15 protein-coding genes are annotated in these 15,726 nt (G+C 37.8%); 11 read left to right on the top strand and 4 right to left on the bottom strand.

Translation table 11 applies throughout. The annotated features are described in order from the left end of the window. The first annotated feature begins 392 nt into the window (after positions 1–392). From ML543_RS15160 to ML543_RS15140, 5 genes are all read left to right on the top strand, one after another. Positions 393–1,226 (top strand): YitT family protein, encoded by an 834-nt coding sequence (locus ML543_RS15160; protein ID WP_243388276.1) that lies wholly within the window; start codon positions 393–395, stop codon positions 1,224–1,226. 48 nt (positions 1,227–1,274) lie between these two features. Then, complete coding sequence (gene cccB / locus ML543_RS15155) at positions 1,275–1,601, top strand: cytochrome c551 (RefSeq protein ID WP_243388275.1); 327 nt, start codon at positions 1,275–1,277, stop codon at positions 1,599–1,601. Positions 1,602–2,302: 701 nt separating this feature from the next. Further along, entirely contained in the window at positions 2,303–2,989 is a 687-nt protein-coding gene (ftsE, locus tag ML543_RS15150) for a cell division ATP-binding protein FtsE (RefSeq protein WP_243388274.1), read from the top strand. Further along, positions 2,982–3,875, top strand: a complete 894-nt coding sequence (ftsX, locus tag ML543_RS15145; protein WP_243388273.1) for a permease-like cell division protein FtsX — start codon at positions 2,982–2,984, stop codon at positions 3,873–3,875. Before ftsE ends, ftsX begins: the two co-directional genes overlap by 8 nt. Before the next feature lie 63 nt (positions 3,876–3,938). Next, positions 3,939–5,210 (top strand): murein hydrolase activator EnvC family protein, encoded by a 1,272-nt coding sequence (locus tag ML543_RS15140; RefSeq protein ID WP_243388272.1) that lies wholly within the window; start codon positions 3,939–3,941, stop codon positions 5,208–5,210. Positions 5,211–5,618: 408 nt separating this feature from the next. Here ML543_RS15140 and ML543_RS15135 read toward each other — a convergent pair whose 3' ends face one another. Continuing rightward, positions 5,619–6,515, bottom strand: coding sequence for a hypothetical protein (locus ML543_RS15135; RefSeq protein ID WP_243388270.1), 897 nt, complete (start codon positions 6,513–6,515; stop codon positions 5,619–5,621). A 513-nt stretch (positions 6,516–7,028) separates the two neighbouring features. Here ML543_RS15135 and ML543_RS15130 point away from each other — a divergent pair. From ML543_RS15130 to ML543_RS15120, 3 genes are all read left to right on the top strand, one after another. After that, on the top strand, positions 7,029–7,802 hold the full coding sequence (locus tag ML543_RS15130) for a basic amino acid ABC transporter substrate-binding protein (protein ID WP_243388293.1): 774 nt from the start codon (positions 7,029–7,031) through the stop codon (positions 7,800–7,802). A 73-nt stretch (positions 7,803–7,875) separates the two neighbouring features. Further along, the gene (locus ML543_RS15125) at positions 7,876–8,532 is read left to right on the top strand and encodes an amino acid ABC transporter permease (RefSeq protein ID WP_243388269.1); all 657 of its coding nucleotides are present in this window, start codon (positions 7,876–7,878) and stop codon (positions 8,530–8,532) included. Then, positions 8,529–9,251 (top strand): amino acid ABC transporter ATP-binding protein, encoded by a 723-nt coding sequence (locus tag ML543_RS15120; RefSeq protein WP_243388268.1) that lies wholly within the window; start codon positions 8,529–8,531, stop codon positions 9,249–9,251. Before ML543_RS15125 ends, ML543_RS15120 begins: the two co-directional genes overlap by 4 nt. 398 nt (positions 9,252–9,649) lie before the next feature. On the opposite strand, the gene ML543_RS15115 is transcribed toward ML543_RS15120, so the two are convergent. After that, positions 9,650–10,039 (bottom strand): YmaF family protein, encoded by a 390-nt coding sequence (locus tag ML543_RS15115; RefSeq protein WP_243388267.1) that lies wholly within the window; start codon positions 10,037–10,039, stop codon positions 9,650–9,652. A gap of 261 nt (positions 10,040–10,300) precedes the next feature. Here ML543_RS15115 and ML543_RS15110 point away from each other — a divergent pair, with 261 nt between their 5' ends. Genes ML543_RS15110 through ML543_RS15100 form a run of 3 tightly spaced genes read left to right on the top strand, consistent with a single transcriptional unit; the run spans position 10,301 to position 13,120 of the window. Next, the gene (locus tag ML543_RS15110; protein WP_243388266.1) at positions 10,301–11,032 is read left to right on the top strand and encodes an urease accessory protein UreH domain-containing protein; all 732 of its coding nucleotides are present in this window, start codon (positions 10,301–10,303) and stop codon (positions 11,030–11,032) included. Positions 11,033–11,068: 36 nt separating this feature from the next. Further along, complete coding sequence (locus ML543_RS15105) at positions 11,069–12,445, top strand: sensor histidine kinase (RefSeq protein ID WP_243388265.1); 1,377 nt, start codon at positions 11,069–11,071, stop codon at positions 12,443–12,445. 3 nt (positions 12,446–12,448) lie between these two features. After that, positions 12,449–13,120 (top strand): response regulator transcription factor, encoded by a 672-nt coding sequence (locus ML543_RS15100; RefSeq protein WP_243388264.1) that lies wholly within the window; start codon positions 12,449–12,451, stop codon positions 13,118–13,120. Between the two features lie 57 nt (positions 13,121–13,177). Here ML543_RS15100 and ML543_RS15095 read toward each other — a convergent pair whose 3' ends face one another. Continuing rightward, positions 13,178–14,719, bottom strand: coding sequence for a multicopper oxidase family protein (locus ML543_RS15095; protein WP_243388263.1), 1,542 nt, complete (start codon positions 14,717–14,719; stop codon positions 13,178–13,180). Between the two features lie 22 nt (positions 14,720–14,741). Continuing rightward, on the bottom strand, positions 14,742–15,596 hold the full coding sequence (locus ML543_RS15090) for a C39 family peptidase (protein WP_243388262.1): 855 nt from the start codon (positions 15,594–15,596) through the stop codon (positions 14,742–14,744). Positions 15,597–15,726: the final 130 nt, after the last annotated feature.

Genomic DNA, 15,726 nt, shown 5'->3' with positions numbered 1-15,726 from the left:
TTTACGTTCAATAAAGTGTTAAAGTATTCTCTTTACCGTTTTTTTGGTGTCTAGCTCCAAGCGCCATCAGCTCGAGTCGCTTTGGCCCTGCTGTGGCGACGGAAGTCTCCTCGCAGGTCCTCCAGCGCCCTTCGCCTTAGGACTTGCGCTTTTTTTGTGAAAATAAAAATTACCTATGAGCTGAATGATCGATCATGATAGGTAGATGGTAGAAAGAAAAAACCCCGGGGAGAATAAATTTTCATATCCGGGGTGTGAGTGTAAAATCATGTATGTTTCTTATATCTTCAAAGAGTACTCGTCTCTAATATAAAGATTCTTTTCAATCATTCGGATGTTTTACCAAGAATGATTCATACTAAAAAGAGTATGATGTTTCGGAGGGGAGCCACGTGAGACGAGAAAAACTGTTGGATTTACTCCTTATATTATTAGGGTCAGCTTTTGTGGCAATTGCATTTAATCTATTTCTTCTTCCTAATGATGTCGCTTCTGGAGGCGTGAGTGGAATTAGTACGATTGTATTTGCCCTTTTTGGGATGGAACCTGCTTACGTACAATGGGGATTGAATATACCGTTGTTCATTGCTGGTGTGTTGTTATTAGGAAGACAGTTTGGTTTGAAAACCCTCATTGGTACAATTTTTTTACCGTTTGTCGTCTTTTTAACGAGAGATGTTCCTCCGGCAACACATGAGCCTCTGCTTGGCGCTTTATTTGGTGGAATAGGTGTTGGTTTAGGCTTAGGACTTGTTTTCAAAGGGAAAGCGTCTACGGGTGGAACGGATTTAGCCGCTCAAATTATTCATAAGTTTACAGGCATTTCACTAGGAATTAGTGTAGCCATTATCGATGGATTGATCGTACTTGCTGCTGCGCTCGTCTTTAATGTGGAAAAGGGTCTTTATGCGTTAATCGGTTTGTTTGTGACGAGTAAGACGATTGATATCGTTCAAGTAGGTTTTTCTAGATCCAAAATGGTTTTAGTCATTACGACGAAAGAAGGTTCAGTGAAGGAAGCCATTTTTCAACAAATGGATCGTGGAGTAACCAAAATACAGGCTCAAGGAGGCTACACTAACGATTTTCGAACGATGCTGTTATGTGTAATCCATCAATCACAATTCACGAAATTGAAACAATTGGTCAAATCCGTTGACCCTTCTGCGTTTGTCGTCGTTATGGAAGCTTCAGAAGTACTTGGAGAGGGGTTTAATCCTACATAAATAGGTTATAATAGCCTTGAATTCCATATTTTTTAGGAGGAATGCTCGGTGAAAAAGAAACTGACGGCTTTATTATTAGGTACATCTTTAGCGTTAACTGCATGTGGAACGGCAGAAGATAAAACAGGTGAAGAGAATAATGGTGCTGGTGAAACAACTGCCTCTGCCGAAGAGTTATTTAAAGGAAGCTGCGCAGGTTGTCACGGACAAAACCTTCAAGGGGGAGCTGGACCACAGCTTACTGAAGTTGGAGCGAAATATAGTGAAGATGAAATTAAATCCATTATCGTTAACGGACAAGGTGGTATGCCAGGCGGCATTTTAAATGAAAGCGAAGCCGCGGTTGTAGCAGAATGGCTAGCGGCGAAAAAATAAAACATGAAATGAAGCAAGGGAAGTGTATTCCTTTGCTTTTTTCGTTATTACAGAAAGTTTACGTTCAATAAAGTGTTAAAGGATTCTCTTTACAGCTTTTTTGGTGTCTAGCTCCAAGCGCCATCAGTTCGGGTCGCTTTGGCCCTGCTGTGGCGACGGAAGTCTCCTCGCAGGTCCTCCAGCGCCCTTCGCCTAAGGACTTGCGCCTTGCGCTTTTTCTGTGAAAATAATAATTACCTATGAGCTGAATGATCGATCATGATAGGTAGATGGTAGAAAAGAAACCCCGGGGAGAATAAATTTTCATGTCAGGGGTGTGAGTGTAAAATCATGAATGTTTCTTATTATGAACTGGAATCATTTTACGATACAACACAGGTGTTCTTTATATTAAAATAAATATCGGAAAATTCTACATTTTACGAGGATGAAACATAAATGTAATATGAAAAAGTCTATTTTTGACGAAAAATGATGTTATAATTGTACTTGCGAGAAAAAACTGACTAGTTTTTCAAAAGACTGATGGGGAGAGAGTGTTGTTTAAAATTGAGCAGCATGACTCAAACTTACTCTCGCCTAAAATTATCTCAAACAGAAAATTTACCAAAAAGAACTTTCTTAAATATAACGTTTAACTAGACATAAAGGTTTCATCATTTGTTGGTGATCCCATTAAAAATCTGACGTCAGGTGATAACATGATTGAAATGAAAGATGTATACAAAACATACCCGAACGGTGTGTTAGCGGTAAATGGGATTAACGTAAAAATTAATCAAGGAGAATTTGTGTACGTTGTAGGTCCAAGTGGAGCTGGGAAATCCACTTTTATTAAAATGATGTATCGTGAAGAAAAGCCATCAAAAGGCAGTATTGTCATAAACGGTGTCACACTCGAACAGTTAAAAGAAAAAGACGTTCCATACTTTAGAAGAAAAATTGGGGTCGTATTCCAAGACTTTAAACTATTACCGAAACTAACTGTTTATGAGAATGTTGCTTTTGCTCTTGAGGTAATCGGGGAAAATCCGAAAAACATTAAAAAACGTGTGCTTGATGTACTAGACCTCGTACAGCTAAAGCATAAAGCACGCTTTTTCCCAGATGAGTTATCTGGTGGAGAACAGCAACGTGTCTCCATTGCTCGCTCCATTGTCAACAATCCGAATTTAGTCATTGCAGACGAGCCAACTGGGAACTTAGATCCCGATACTTCTTGGGAGATTATGAGAATCTTAGAAGAGATCAATCATCGCGGTACAACCATTCTGATGGCAACGCACAACAAAGAGATAGTCAACACGATCCGAAAGCGTGTCATTGCGATTGAAGATGGAAAGATCGTGCGTGACGAAGCAAGAGGGGAGTATGGTTTATATGATTAATACCCTTGGACGTCATTTGCGCGAGAGCATAAAAAGTTTAGCTCGTAATGCATGGATGACGATTGCGTCAGTCTCTGCTGTTACAGTGACACTATTTCTAGTTGGAACATTCCTTGTGATCATGCTCAATTTAAACAATATTGCAACCAATATTGAAAAAGACGTTGAGATGAAAGTATTAATTGATGTGTCAGCTGGACAAGCAGAGCAGGATGAATTGAAAAAGAACATTGAATCCATCTCTCAAGTAGAGAGTGTCGTCTTTTCTTCAAAGGAAGAAGAGTTAAATAATTTAATTGCTAGTTTTGGAGATGAAGGGGAAGCTTTTAAATTATTTGAACAAGAGAATCCGTTAAAGGATGTATTTATCGTAAAAGCAAGTGACCCTGCCGATACTTCAACGGTAGCGAAAAAAATAAAAGAACTTGATTTTGTGTCGGAAGTTCACTATGCCGAGGAAACCATAGAACGTTTATTTAAAGTCGTAAACGTAGGAAGAAACATCGGCCTCGCGCTTATTATTGGGCTTGTCTTTACAGCAATGTTTTTAATCTCTAATACCATCAAAGTTACGATTTTTGCTAGAAGGAAAGAAATTGAGATTATGAAACTAGTTGGAGCTACGAACTCTTTCATTCGTTGGCCATTTTTCTTAGAAGGACTTTTCTTAGGTGTACTTGGCTCTATTTTACCAATTGCGATTATTGCCGTTACGTACAACCGTTTATCGGAATTAGTGAAACAAACAGCTGTTCAAAACACGTTCTTAGAACTTCTTCCGATGTACCCACTTGTTTTACAAGTGTCGGGGATTATCGTCGTTATTGGCGCCTTTATTGGCATTTGGGGAAGTTTAATGTCTGTTCGAAAGTTTTTACGCGTATAGAATAGCAAAAGTCTTTTTGCTATTCTTCCATACATAATTCACACTATTGGGAGGATATGTGCCTTGAAAAAGCAGATCGTTTCTCTAAGCCTTGCAGCTGTTCTTGGGACAAGCGCTGTTATTTTGCCGTTACAAAATACGGTGATTGCCGAAGATTTCGATGAGAAAAAAGAAAAAATTGAAAATGAACGTTCATCCGTAAAAGAGGATATTGATAGTAAAAAAAGTGAGATTGAAGAACTAGAAAAGCAACAAGCACAGCTTGAAGCCGAAATTAAAAACTTAGATATGAAAATTTCGGATACTGCGACAAAAATCAAAGAAAAAGAAGACTTAATTACTGAAACAAAAGCGAAAATAGAAGAATTAAAAAAGCAAATAGAAGAAGTACAAGCACGAATTGACGCACGAAATGAGCTACTAAAAGAACGTGCCGTTTCTTTACAAGAAAGTGGCGGTATGATTAGTTATCTTGACGTATTGTTAGGTGCACAAAGCTTCAGTGATTTTGTTAGCCGCGTCAGTGCTGTAACGACTCTAGTAGAAGCGGATAAGAAAATTATTGAAGAGCATCAGCAAGATAAACAGCTTTTAGAGGAATCAAAAGAGCAACTAAACCGTGAATTGACAGATTTAAGTGAAGCGTTAAAAGAATTAGAAACACTAGAACAACAATTAGAAGCTCAAAAAGCTGAAAAGGATAAACTGTTCGAGCAAGTGAACGCTGAACACGACGCTGCGATGGAGGAGTTACACGAATTAGAGGATCAAGAATCCTTCCTAGCTGAACAAGCTCGTATTATCGAACAACAACGTATTGAGTATGAGCGTCAATTAGAAGAAGAACGGAAGAAAGCCGCACAACAAAGTCAGTCGTCTAGCTCAGAATCAAGCTCTAGCTCGAATTCAGGTTCATCATCTTCTAGTCCGTCTGTGAATGCCGGAGGGTTTATTTGGCCATCAGCTGGATACGTATCGTCTGGCTTTGGATCGCGTTGGGGTAAGCTACATGCTGGTATTGACATCGCTAAAAGTGGAACCGTACCAATCTATGCTGCCGCAGGTGGAACCGTTATTCGTTCCTATTATTCTAGCAGTTATGGAAATGTTGTCTTTATTTCTCACAACATTAACGGAAAAGTTTATACGACTGTTTATGCCCATTTAAGTAGCCGTGCAGTATCCAGTGGACAAAAGGTTAACCAAGGTCAGTTCATTGGATATATGGGGAATACAGGTCAATCATACGGACAGCACTTACATTTCGAGATTCATGCTGGACCATGGAATGGCAGTAAGTCAAATGCGGTTAATCCTCTATCATTATTGCCGTAATTCATGTGCTACAAAAGCGTACGTTTTGTTCAAAATTAAACAAAACGTGCGTTTTTCTATCTTAGCGAAAAAAGCTGCCTAGACTTTTAATGAGTCTAGGCAGTTTTTTAAATGTTACAGAAAGTTTAAGTTCAATAAAGTGTTAAAGTATTCTCTTTACAGTTTTTTGGTGTCTAGCTCCAAGCGGCATCAGCTCGGGTCGCTTCGGCCCTGCCGTGGCGACGGAAGCTCCAGCGCCCTTCGCCTAAGGACTTGCGCTTTGCGCTTTTTCTGTGAAAATAGAAATTACCTATGAGCTGAATGATCGATCATGATAGGTAGATGGTAGAAAGAAAAAACCCCGGGGAGAATAAATTTTCATGTCCGGGGTGTGAGTGTAAAATCATGTGTGTTTCTTAGTTTGATTTTCTATTTGTTTAGAGTAAACTCCGTTTTAGAGAATGATGTTTCGATAAAAAATGTTAAGTCTTGTTCGTTAATTCCTTCCGGAAGTAGCACTTTAATCTGTCCTTCTGTTTTTTCTTGTAAGCTAACATTGACTAATTCATTAAACCCATCATATTCATCTGTATCAACGATATGTAGTTCCCCGTTTGAATCAACAAAGAATAGATTTTCATCTTTAATGATGACTTCATCTCCTAAAGGAGTGACTTCTGCGTCTAAGACGACTAATTTATGGCTACCTAATACAACTTCTGAACCGTTGTATGTTAGTTGGTCTGTCACCACTCGGTAATCCTTAAACGTAATTTCAAACGCATTGTCAATGGTAACGGTTTCTCCTAACGTGTAAACTTTCGGTTCTTCAAGTTTAATCGTCATTGGGATCGAAAATGTTACGCCATCAAAATTAGCAGCAAGTGTGAACGATTCGTTCGTAATATCTTCTTCATTTACTGGGAAAATCAAGTTTCCTTGAATGTCTCCACTTGTCGTATCATTAAAATCAATCACATTATATTTCTCGTGATATTGAAGGTCCGTTGGTAATGCTTCATAGGAAGTTCCTTCTTCTCCTTCACCTGCAATAAGCTCAAAATTCGAGTTGGAAATCGTATGCTCCCCAGTATTCATCTCAATGTTGACCAACACAGCTTTTGTCGAATCACCAAACGTAACTTCTGTATTATATCCTTCACTTGTTTCAACAAGTGTGTCGTACACTTCCGTCTTGTTAACGGTGAGTGTCATATCTTCGTATGTCAGCGTTTCGTTAACAGTTCCTTTGATTACTTCAGTCGAGTTACAACCACCTAAGATGAACAATGCCAAAATGAATGTTAGGAATGTGATTTTTTTCACTTTTAAACCTCCAATATTATGAAAATATGATAAAAATTCCTTGTATAATCTAGCATGAATTAGAAAGTATTTCAATACATTCTATGGGATTTTTTTACTAGTGGGCCCTCTTACTCTTTTCGCTTTTATATTTGGAATCTTATAGGAGATTGTTATAATTCCAATAATTCCATATTGAATGATTATTAATAAAGGTGTATAAAAATACTATACCACTAATAATTATTAATCATGTTTTCGAAGGCAGGTGATAAAAGGTTGGAATATTAATTAAAAATTCTGAAAATAATAAAGGGATTTTGAGTTTCACTTTAGAAGTAGTTATAAAGAATAGATTATATAGCAAGTATTAGATGGGAAAAGTTGTATAAAAACACATGTTGGTAATATTTTTCTATTATAATAATTATGTTTTAATTGATATTTATTAATATTAGTGTATAATAATAAATATCTGAAAAAACAAAAAAGAATATCGGGGGGTCTCAAGTGAAAGTAAAGTCGTTATTGTCAATGTTGTCTGTGTTAATGGTCCTATTGCTAGCAGCGTGTGGTGGAGGAGAGAGTAATAGTTCCGAGAAGGAAAAGTTAAAAGTAGGTACGGATGCAGCGTTTGCTCCATTCGAATTTATGGACAAAGGTGAAATTGTCGGGTTTGATGTCGATTTATTAAAAGCTGTGATGGAAGAAGCAGGTTATGAGTATGACTTACAAAATATTGGATGGGATCCGTTATTTGCGGCTATTCAAGGGGAAGAACTAGATTTAGCTATCTCTGGTATTACGATTAATGATGATCGTAAAGAAACATACGATTTTTCAAAACCATACTTTCAATCTACTCATATGATTGTGTTTAAAGAAGGAACAGAGATTTCAAGTGCACAAGATTTAGAAGGTATGAAAGTAGGAGTTCAAAACGGAACGACAGGACAAGCTGCAGTAGAGAAAGTTGTAGGAGCGAACAATCCAAATATCTCAAAATATGAAAACACAGCCGTCGCATTTATGGCGCTAGCAAATGGTGATGTGGAAGCTGTTGTAACAGATAACGTCGTAGCCAATGAATATGTGAAAAATAACCCAGATGCAAAGGTAGAAGCAATTGAAGATCCTGAAAACTTTGAATCTGAATTCTATGGATTAATGTTCCCGAAAGGAAGCGAGTTAAAAGAGAAGTTTGATGAAGCGTTAACGAAAGTAATTGAAAACGGCACATATGCAGAGATTTATAAAGAATGGTTTGGTACAGAACCTAATGTTGAAGGATTGTTAAACGCTGAATAAGTTTAAAGCTGCGTAACGTGTTCGCGTTACGCTCTTTTTTACTAACTGTATAAATTGATTGAGGGGGTCAATCATGGATTTTCGGTTTGATATCGTCTTGGAGTACATGCCTCTTTTCTTAAAGGGGACCATGTGGACAATATTATTATCTTTACTCGGAATTTTATTCGGTACGATTTTAGGGTTATTCATTGGAATTGGAAAGATGTCTAGCATTAAACTCGTTCGATTGCCGTTTGTCTGGTATATCAATTTATTCCGTGGAACGCCTTTTTTCGTGCAAATCCTACTTATTCATTTCGGGATTATGCCAATCTTTATGTCACCGGTTAATCCAATTGCAACTGGGGTCGTTGCGTTATCATTAAATGCTGCGGCGTATATTGCGGAGATTTTTCGCGCGGGGATACAGTCCATCGACCGCGGTCAAATGGAAGCGGCTCGGTCACTTGGGATGAACCATATTCAAGCAATGCGTCATGTTATTTTGCCTCAAGCTTTTAAACGAATGATTCCTCCTTTAGGAAATGAATTCATTGTTTTGTTAAAGGAATCATCACTTCTTGCCATTGTCGCAGCACCGGAACTTATGTATTGGGGGCGTGCGGCGCAAGGGCAATATTATCGTGTGTGGGAGCCTTATTTAACCGTTGCGCTAATTTACTTAGTCTTAACGCTATCCCTTACGTATTTATTAGCTTACGTGGAAAAGAGGTTTAAGACAGAATGATATCAGTAAAAGGATTAAAAAAATCATTTGGTTCATTAGAAGTGTTGAAGGATATTAATGCGGAAATTAAACCGCAGGAAGTGGTCGTTGTCATCGGGCCATCTGGCTCCGGAAAGTCGACTTTTTTACGTTGCCTCAATTTACTTGAGTCTGTAACCGATGGTCATATTTACATCGATGGGGTGGACTTGACCGATAAAAAAACCGACATCAATGAAATACGAAAAGAAGTTGGAATGGTCTTTCAACAATTTAACTTATTCCCTCATAAAACAGTCTTAGAAAATATCATTCTCTCACCAATGATCGTTTTAAAATGGGACAAGGCAAAAGCGGAGCAAAAAGCGTTAGAGCTATTAGCGAAGGTAGGTTTATCCGATAAAGCCCATGTTTATCCCGATTCCTTATCAGGGGGTCAAAAGCAGCGTGTCGCAATTGCACGTGCTCTTGCGATGGAACCGAAAATCATGCTTTTTGACGAGCCGACTTCAGCGCTTGACCCGGAGATGGTGGGGGAAGTATTAGACGTTATGAAGCAATTGGCAAAGGAAGGAATGACGATGGTTATCGTTACCCATGAAATGGGCTTTGCGCGTGAAGTGGGGGATCGTGTCATTTTTATGGATGGTGGATATATCATTGAAGAAGACCACCCAGAAGCCATTTTTACAAATCCGCAGCATGAGCGGACAAAAGCATTTTTAAGTAAAGTCTTATAATGTTGAAAACACGGACATCCAATTCGTCCGTGTTTTTTAGTGTGTCCCTTCTCCAGAAGATCGTTTGTATGAAGAATAAACAGGGATAGAGAAAAAGGGCTTCCATGTAATGAAGCGAAGGACACTTGATTGTGGGATGTAGCGGAAAGATTGAGACCAACAGGCGCATGCAGAGTTACCATAAACGAAACTAGCTCCTTACTCGTAATATCGTAGGTTAACTTGGTAAGTATGATTGTCAGTAAACACTCAAACCAAACCAGAGCTACATTACGGAAGGAGCTAGTTATTAGAAAGGATACCTTAAAATTGGTTGGTTTAAACGTATCAAAAGCAAAATATTTCTGTTGATTTGAAAATAGTTGTAAAAAACATTTATACGAAAACAGTCTTTCGTTTTACCGTCTATTTAAATAATAAAAACGTGGCTCATAGCCAAGTCCAGTTGTTGTTCGGACCTTAATGATATGGAAGTGTCGGTCATTCTGAAGTGGGATATGTGCATTGCCTTTATGGGTAAATGGTTTATCATACGTTTTCCAATCAATTTCATGATAGTGGGATCCGTCTTCTAACGGAATCGCAGGACCTGTGACTCCTTCAAAATGGTGATGATGCCCTTCTGCCAGCGAGGTAATCCCAGCAAACGTATGAGCGTGCCCGTCTGTGCTGTTTCCATTGACGGGAAAGGTGAACGTTTGGATTGAATGTGCGTGGCCATTCGTTACGGAAGTCCAAAGTTTAAAGTAATGGGCATGGGCAGGAGGGATTCGATAAAGGCTATTCAATACTAAAACCTCCTCGGGAGTCAACAATCGATTTTTCATTAATGTATATGACATATTCCTTTATAAATGATAGGACTTGAGGAATCCACTCTTATTTCTTTTCTTTCGAATCATGATGAGCCCCCTTCTTATTAGGAAAAAGATTCTTTAGTTAGCTTCTGACCTTTTTCCGAATCAACAACCCACGGTTATCTCCATATTTTATTCATATTTTTCTTTTATAATGGGAATAAACACATCAGAATGAAAGGGTAGTAAAAGATGTATCAAATCTTTTCAACTATCAGTAATCTACTTAGCCAACCATTATTAAACGTGTTACATAGTGTAGAAAGTATTCCTTTAATTGCCGCATTTTTATTAGGATTGGTAGGAGCTTTAGCCCCTTGTCAGTTTACAGGTAATCTAGGTGCAATCACTTTTTATGGTCATAAATCATTAAAAGAAAAAGTGGTCTGGACAGAAGTTATGTTTTTCATCTTAGGTAAGGTAGTAGTGTTTTCAGCGATCGGTTTTTCCGTTTGGATTTTAGGACAAGAGTTTCGAACGACATTAACTCTTGTATTTCCATGGGTTAGAAAATTGATTGGCCCAATCATGATTCTCATTGGTCTATATTTAGCAGGTTATATAAAAATGCATTGGACTGTGTCATTAGGAAAAGTTCCGGACAAGCTATTAAAAAAAGGGAGACTAGGTGCTTTTCTTATGGGATTTAGCTTTTCGTTAGGGTTTTGTCCTACAATGTTTGTGCTCTTTTTCGCATCATTAATGCCACTTGTTTTATCAACTAAATACGGAGCTGTACTTCCATCGATTTTTGCAATTGGAACCTCTGTACCGCTTATTTTTTCATTATTTTTCATTTGGTTTTTTGACTTCGAAAGTTCGTTACTCAAAAAAGGAAGGAAATTAGGAAAAAGAGTTCAAAAACTAGCAGGTTGGTTCATTATATTAATAGGAGTAACAGACACTTTCACTTATTGGGCGTAATTAACTATCATGGGCGTTTAAAAAGGATGGTATCAGTTGAGAAAAATTTCTTTGAAGCTAGGAATTCTCTTTTTAATTTTCGTTTTAGGAATTGAGATTGTCTTGTTCATCTCTTTGTATCTTACATTAGTTGATACGAGAATCGAAGAAGAGTTTGCTCAACTATTAGCAAGGGGGAATAGTCATCGTGACGTATTAGAGAAGCATTATTCTCCTTCCACTTTTGAGCATGTTGTGATGATGGAGTCGGAGTCGGAAACAGATGTTGTCATTACGAATGAAAAAGGAGAGTTACTTTATTATTCGAGTGCCATCTACCCTATTGGGAAGCAATTAGTTGCCAGTATTAAATTAGAAAACGCTCCCTATGAGGGGACGATTGTTCAAGGGAATTGGGAAAGTGGATCACATATTTCTACCGTTAGCCCTATTCAACGTAATGGGGAAAAAGTAGGGTATGTCATCATGTTCCAAAATACAGATTCAATCCGAAATATGATTAGTAAGCTTAAGCACCATTTTATCCTTGTAGGCATCCTCACTGTACTCCTTACAATTGGGACAATCATGATTTTAACGAGAGCGATTACGTTTCCCCTAATACGTATGAAACAAGCGACAGAAAAATTAAGCAAAGGAGATTTCTCTGTGCGTTTGCATATGAAAGGAGGGGATGAATTGGCAGAGCTCGGAAATGCCATTCAAACGTTAGCAAGAGACTTGGAATATTTGAAGAAAGAGAGAAATGAATTTCTGGCAAGTATTTCTCATGAACTAAGAACTCCTCTTACGTATGTCAAAGGTTATGCTGAAGTAGCGAAAAGACCAGAAATAGATGAAACGAATAGAAGGAAGTATTTGACCATTATATATGAGGAAGCAGAGAATATGGAAAAACTCGTGAAGGATCTGTTTGAATTAGCAAAAATAGATCAACATACTTTTCATATAGAAAAAGAAGAGACTTCCCTATATCCATTTCTAGAGAAAATTTGTGATAAAATGACACCTGCTTTTCTAGAAAAAAACGTGCAGTTAATGTTAAAGTGTGATCAACATATAGATGTACACATAGATCGAAAACGATTTGGTCAAGTAATGATGAATTTATTAGATAATGCACTAAAACATTCTAAACCTCAATCAAACGTTTGGGTAGAAGGGAAAAAAATAAATCAAAAGATTGTTCTGACAGTTACCGATCAAGGTACTGGCATACCAGTTGAAGATTTACCTCATATATTTGATCGTTTATATCGTGTAGATAAATCTAGATCACGAAGTACAGGGGGAACAGGTCTTGGATTATCAATTGTGAAAGAAATAGTAGAAGCGCATGGCGGGTCCATCAGCGTCGAAAGTGAGCTTCATAAGGGTACGAAAATCATCATTACATTATTGGAAAGGGAATAGTCAATGAGAACGATTTTATTGGTGGATGATGAAAAAAGAATGTTAGATTTATTAGAACTGTACCTTTCCCCAAGGGGCTATCGGTGCATTAAATGTGAATCGGGTCTATCAGCTCTTGATACCGTCGAATCAAATAACATCGATTTAGTTTTACTTGACATTATGATGCCAGATATGGATGGCTTTGAAATATGCAGACGATTGCGTGAAATATCTGAAATTCCCATCATTATGTTGACTGCACGGGATCAAATCATGGATAAAGTTAAAGGGTTAAATTTGGGTGCAGATGATTATATTACGAAGCCGTTTGATGAAGCGGAGTTACTTGCTCGGGTGAATGCCGTTCTACGAAGACTTTCGAATAAAGATGATAAAATTGAATTTAATGGACTTTTATGGGATGAAGTCGCATTTAAAGTACTCTATCGAAATAATTCCATCCATCTTACTCCGAAGGAATTTGCCGTATTAGGTCTTTTCTTGAAAAATCCTAGTCGCGTTTTCAGTAGAGAACAGATGATTCTTTCATTATGGGGATATCATTCCGATACAGACGAGCGTACAATTGACTCTCATGTAAAAAACTTAAGGGAAAAGCTCAGAAAGGCTGGGTTTCCAGTTGATCAATTTCTCCATACCGTATGGGGAATTGGGTATAAATGGGTGGAATAATCAAAGCGTTCTAAAATCGTAAAGGTAGCCCTCACATGCGGCTACCTTAAATGTTTTCTATTCTCCTTTATTGGTGGTGTCATTTGGGTCTGGTTGGTATTCAGGTTTAAAATCTTGATAATTCACAGTCGTAACCATCCCTGCAGAAGCATGATGGAGATCATGGCAGTGGAACATCCAAATGCCAGGGTTATCTGCTTTAAATGCCACAATATATTCTTCCCCAGGTTCTATATTTAATGAATCCTTAATGAGAGGTGATCCTTGAACAGGAACTCCATTTTTACTTAATACTTGGAAGAAGTGTCCATGTAAGTGCATAGGGTGTAAATCATGCTTGGACTGATTAACTAACTTCACTTTTACTAAATCTCCCGTTTCAACATGAATAGGTAAAGTATTGGGGAATATTTTGTTGTTTATGGTGAATATCATCCCATCTTCGTTCATGCCTGTTCCAAGATTCATCGTATACTCCACATCATAGTTTTGCTCTAAAGTAAACTCACCTTGTAATGGTTCACCATATTTTGTTAAGTTTACGAATGGTAATGATTTGGATGAATTTGATTGATCAGCTGTTGAACTTTCTGTTTCTTCATATTGTATAATGGCATTCATCCCTTTTGCTCCATCCATGTTGCTATGACACTCTAACATCCATTCCCCTGGATTATCCGCAATAAATTCAATATCATACCGTTCGCCCGGAGCAATTCGTATTATTTCATCTCGAATCATTGAAGGGTTTTGTATTTGTTGCCCATCTACGGCTGTTATTTTAAATTCGTGACCATGAAGATGAATGTCGTGTGGCATGTAACCGGCATTGACGAGCCTGAGTTTTACTTTTTCTCCCTTTTTCACTTTCAGGGGCTCTACTTCAGACCCACTCTTTCCGTTGATTGTAAAAATATCATACATACTCATATCGTGTGTCATTGCATTGGCACCGTGGCCATGATGCATGTTTCCATGTACATTCCCTTCCTCATCATCGGTCGGAGGATTACTCATCCATTCATCCAGGACGAGAGTGTAGTCGCGGTCTACTAGCTCCCCTTCTTGTGGTTCTACAATTAACGTACCGTATAGTCCTTTATCTACTTGCTCTGCACTTTCTTGATGAGAGTGATACCAATAAGTTCCTGGAACTGAAGCTGTAAATTCATACGTAAATGTCTCCCCAGGTTTTACCGCATCCATTGTGACACCAGGAACCCCGTCTTGATTATTGGGAACAGGATAACCGTGCCAATGTATCGTTACGGGTTCAGGAAGTTCATTTTTTAAATGAACTTTTACAGTCTCGCCTTGTTTAATTCGAATTTGTGAACCGGGAACCGAACCGTTAAACGTATAGACCGGGACTGTTACATCTTTTGTAAGTTGTAACGTTGCTTCCTGTGCGGTAATGGTCATTTCGTTTGTTGATAGAACTTTCGTATCAACTGTTGCTTCTTCCAAATCCTGCTGTGATCTAGATTCATTTTCCATATTTGACATATCATGTTTCTCCATAGATTCAGAAGCGCTCGAGCATGCCACAGATATTGTCATCAATGTGAGAAATATGACACTAAAGTAAAATTTTTTCATGTTATCCCTCCATCATGAATCACTATTTGTAGGTGATAGCTTGTTTTCCCATTTGTTCCCATGCTTCTATGAAATCTTCTTTTGGCGTTTTCTTTTTTTTACCAGATAATGGATCATTAAAGTAAATGGAATGTTCATCATATCCGGTAATTAAAACAGAATGCTCCCGCATCGTAATATTAATTGGCCCTTCCGAAGTATGCCATTCAATAAATGCTGTTTGAGGAAGTTTCTGGTACGTTGTATTCGTTATGACCCACACGGGAGTTCCCTTTGATAAATGTTGTTGGATGACTTCAAACGGTTCTCCTGTTAAATCAATGATTTTACTAGATAAATATAATTGTGCTAATGCTCTTATAGGTTTATGGTATACACCGTACCCAGGATTTTCTCTTGAAAACATATCTCCAACGAATCCTTTATTCGGATGCCCAAAATAAATTTTTCCGTTCTTGACCTCAAAGGGTGTTGGATCTTTTTTTACTTGCTTAGCAAGAGTCATCTTATCTACTTTTACTCCAGCGTAATTCAATAGCATTGCAAGAGCTGTTACTTCGCAGCCTCTAGGTAATTCTGGTAATTGAGAAAGGGTAGGAGCATCAATTGGAATCACTTCATTCTGAATTGGTAGTTCCTCATGTTTTATCTGGTTATTCTTTGTTTCAATGCCATACTTAAGTTCTTCTGCAATACTCGTTTCACTTTTCCATACAATATTTGATATAAGGTTGTAGCTAACCATTAAAAATATTAGAAATAGGAGGAAATTCAACCATGAAAGCAGATGAAATGTTGGGTAATTCCCTGGACTTTTTAATAAAAAATAGGATAGGAATATTATAGAAAACGCTAAAATGTAAGTTAGTTCAATCACATTGATTATAGCCCCCCTTGTTACTTCTCTACAGATCATAACCGTTAACTATGGAGAAACCATGGAGAATTTATGAAAAACTTTTAGATACCCATCCATAATTTCTGCATATTTTTTTGTTATACATACT

The sequence above is a fragment of the Bacillus kexueae genome (genome assembly GCF_022809095.1).
Lineage (GTDB): Bacteria > Bacillota > Bacilli > Bacillales > Aeribacillaceae > Bacillus_BZ > Bacillus_BZ kexueae.
This window is presented reverse-complemented; position numbering and strand designations above follow the sequence as displayed.